Source organism: Mycobacterium sp. (assembly GCF_035653355.1).
In the GTDB taxonomy this organism is placed as follows: domain Bacteria; phylum Actinomycetota; class Actinomycetes; order Mycobacteriales; family Mycobacteriaceae; genus Mycobacterium.
In genome coordinates this window covers 1-2,905 of sequence record NZ_DASRBZ010000234.1, presented here as the reverse complement: position 1 = coordinate 2,905, position 2,905 = coordinate 1, and the positions used below count along the sequence as shown (strand labels likewise).

General features: G+C 66.8%; 4 protein-coding genes. 3 read left to right on the top strand and 1 reads right to left on the bottom strand.

Going from position 1 to position 2,905, the window contains the following annotated elements; genetic code table 11:
- The first annotated feature begins 255 nt into the window (after positions 1–255).
- The 3 genes from pyrH (at position 256) to VFA16_RS07920 (ending at position 2,615) form a co-directional block, all read left to right on the top strand.
- Positions 256–1,035: a UMP kinase gene (gene pyrH / locus VFA16_RS07930; protein ID WP_324967288.1), complete on the top strand. Its 780-nt coding sequence runs from the start codon at positions 256–258 to the stop codon at positions 1,033–1,035.
- Positions 1,036–1,152: 117 nt separating this feature from the next.
- Positions 1,153–1,710: a ribosome recycling factor gene (frr, locus tag VFA16_RS07925; protein WP_324967287.1), complete on the top strand. Its 558-nt coding sequence runs from the start codon at positions 1,153–1,155 to the stop codon at positions 1,708–1,710.
- Positions 1,711–1,733: 23 nt separating this feature from the next.
- Positions 1,734–2,615 carry a phosphatidate cytidylyltransferase gene (locus VFA16_RS07920; protein ID WP_324967286.1) on the top strand — a complete coding sequence of 294 codons (882 nt, stop codon included), beginning with the start codon at positions 1,734–1,736 and terminating at the stop codon, positions 2,613–2,615.
- Between the two features lie 6 nt (positions 2,616–2,621).
- On the opposite strand, the gene VFA16_RS07915 is transcribed toward VFA16_RS07920, so the two are convergent.
- A partial coding sequence (locus VFA16_RS07915) for a RecQ family zinc-binding domain-containing protein (protein ID WP_324967285.1) occupies positions 2,622–2,905 on the bottom strand: 284 nt, incomplete at its 5' end.

The window sequence follows — 2,905 nt, the reverse complement described above, 5'->3', positions numbered from 1 at the left end:
CGCAACATCCTCAACCGCGACGCGGTGAACACCTCGGCGCTGGTCTGCCTCGGCAACGGCACAGCACCTGGGTATTAAGTTGGACGCCGAGCGTGCACCGGCCGCGAAATATCGGCGCATTTTTCGCACTGGTTTCACGCGCAACGCACACGTTCGAGACTGAGAATGATCCCGGGGCCAAGCGGCCATAAGGCAGGATTGGTGGCGCCGTCCTGGCTGTGGTCGCCGGGATGGCGCTCTTATGCGAGGAGTCCGATGAGCGAGCCGCAGCCGACGGGCACGAACGGCGTACACGCAGACCCGCCGGAGGGCGGCCGGTCGTCGAGTCGGCCCAAGTACTCACGGGTGTTGCTCAAGCTCGGCGGTGAAATGTTCGGCGGCGGCCAGGTGGGCCTGGATCCCGACGTGGTGGCGCAGGTTGCCCGTCAGATCGCCGAAGTAGTCCGCGACGGCGTACAGGTCGCGGTGGTCATCGGCGGCGGCAACTTCTTCCGCGGGGCACAGCTGCAGCAGCGGGGGATGGAACGCAGCCGATCCGACTACATGGGCATGCTCGGCACCGTGATGAATAGCCTTGCGCTGCAAGACTTTCTGGAGAAGGAAGGCATTGTCACCCGGGTGCAGACCGCCATCACCATGGGTCAGGTCGCCGAACCGTACATTCCGCTGCGGGCCCGCCGGCATCTGGAGAAAGGCCGGGTGGTGATCTTCGGCGCCGGTATGGGACTGCCGTACTTTTCCACCGACACGACGGCCGCGCAGCGGGCGCTGGAGATCGGCGCGGACGTGGTGTTGATGGCCAAAGCGGTCGACGGGGTTTTCGCCGAGGATCCCCGCGTCAACCCGGACGCCGAACTGCTCACCGCGATCAGCCACCGCGAGGTCATCGACCGCGGCCTGCGGGTGGCCGACGCCACCGCGTTCAGCCTCTGCATGGACAACGGCATGCCGATCCTGGTGTTCAACCTGCTGACCGACGGCAATATCGCCCGCGCGGTCGCGGGTGAGAAGATCGGAACGCTGGTCACCACGTAACCGGGGGACCGCGCCGAGGCAGCGATGAGGAGGACGGCGCAGATGGGTGACAGCCGACGACGATGCACAGCGCGGGTCCCCAGCCTGCGAGGGGGACGATGAGAAGGAGCGGCGCAGATGATAGAAGAGGCTCTTTTCGACGCCGAGGAGAAGATGGAAAAGGCGGTTTCGGTGGCCCGTGACGACCTGGCGACCATCCGCACCGGCCGGGCCAACCCCGGCATGTTCTCCCGGATCGCGATCGACTACTACGGCGCAACCACCCCGATCACCCAGTTGGCCAGCATCAACGTGCCCGAGGCCCGGCTCGTCGTCATCAAGCCGTACGAGGCCAACCAGCTGCACGCGATCGAGACGGCTATCCGCAACTCCGATCTGGGCGTGAACCCCACCAACGACGGCACCCTGATCCGGGTGGCCGTCCCGCAGCTGACCGAGGAACGCCGCCGCGAGCTGGTCAAGCAAGCCCGGCACAAAGGAGAGGACGCCCGAGTCTCGATCCGCAACATCCGCCGCAAAGCCATGGAAGAACTGCACCGCATCCGCAAGCAGGGCGAGGCCGGCGAGGACGAGGTCGCCCGTGCCGAGAAGGACCTCGAGAAGACCACCCATCAGTACGTCGCGCAGGTCGATGAACTGGTCAAACACAAGGAAGGCGAGCTGCTGGAGGTCTAGCGGCCGCTCAGCAACCCACGTCCGTGACAGACACTGATAGCGGCGCAGGCGGCCCGCACGACAAGACCTCCCGGGCCGGCCGCAACTTGCCCGTCGCGATCCTGGTGGGTGCGGCCCTTGGCGGCGGCGTCGTCGCCAGCTTGGTGTACGCGCGATATGCGTTCGTCGGCATCCTTTCGGCCGGTGTGCTATTCGGCACGCTGGAGGTCTACCGGCGGGTGCGGACCGCCGGGTATGTCATCCCGGTCGTTCCGTTGCTGGTCGGCGGCCAAGCCACGCTGTGGCTGACCTGGCCCTTCGGGACACGCGGCGCTCTGGCGGGCTTCGGCGGGACGGTCGTGGTCTGCATGATGTGGCGGTTGCTCAGCCCGCACGGCCGAACGGCGTCGAGCGATGCGGAAGCCCCGCCGGCGAACTACCTGCGCGACGTGTCGGTGACCGTCTTCCTGGCGGCCTGGGTTGCGCTGTTTGCGTCGTTCGCGGCGCTGCTGGTCTATCAGCACGACGGTCCTGGGCGGGTCTTTTCCCTGGCGGTCGGTGTGGTCAGCTCCGACGTCGGCGGGTACGCCGCCGGCGTGCTGTTCGGCAGGCACCCGATGGTGCCGGCGATCAGCCCGAAGAAAACCTGGGAAGGCCTGATCGGTTCGTTGGTGTTAGGGGTGGCGGCGACCACGTTGAGCGTGACGTACCTGACGGGCAAGCCGTGGTGGATCGGAGCGCTGCTGGGGCTGACCCTGGTCGTCACCGCCACGCTGGGCGACCTGGTGGAATCCCAAGTCAAACGCGATCTGGGCATCAAGGACATGGGCAACCTGCTACCTGGTCACGGCGGAGTCCTGGACCGGTTCGACGGATTCCTGCCGTCGGCGGTGGTGGCCTGGATCGTGCTGACGCTGCTGCCCTGAGTCCCGTCAGCGCACCCGCAGCACGCCGGTTTCCCGGATCGATTCCATCGAAAGCGTGCGGTACCCGTATTCGTCGAACAGCACCGTGACGCGATCCGGTTCGCCGCTGATCACCACGCCGGGTCCCCACTGTTCGTGCTCGACGGCCGTGTCGACGGGCAGGGCTGGCTCCTCGACGGGCTGGTGTCCCTCGCCAGCGTTGGCCGTGCAGCGGTCACAGTTGCCGCAGGGCGCGTCGAGTTGCTCGGCGAAGTAGGCCAGCAGAAACTGGCGGCGGCAATCCCGCTTCT

Coding starts and splice junctions, on each gene's coding strand:
- frr (WP_324967287.1), top strand. CDS start 1,153: ATGATAGAAGAGGCTCTTTTCGACGCCGAGGAGAAGATGGAAAAGGCG.
- pyrH (WP_324967288.1), top strand. CDS start 256: ATGAGCGAGCCGCAGCCGACGGGCACGAACGGCGTACACGCAGACCCG.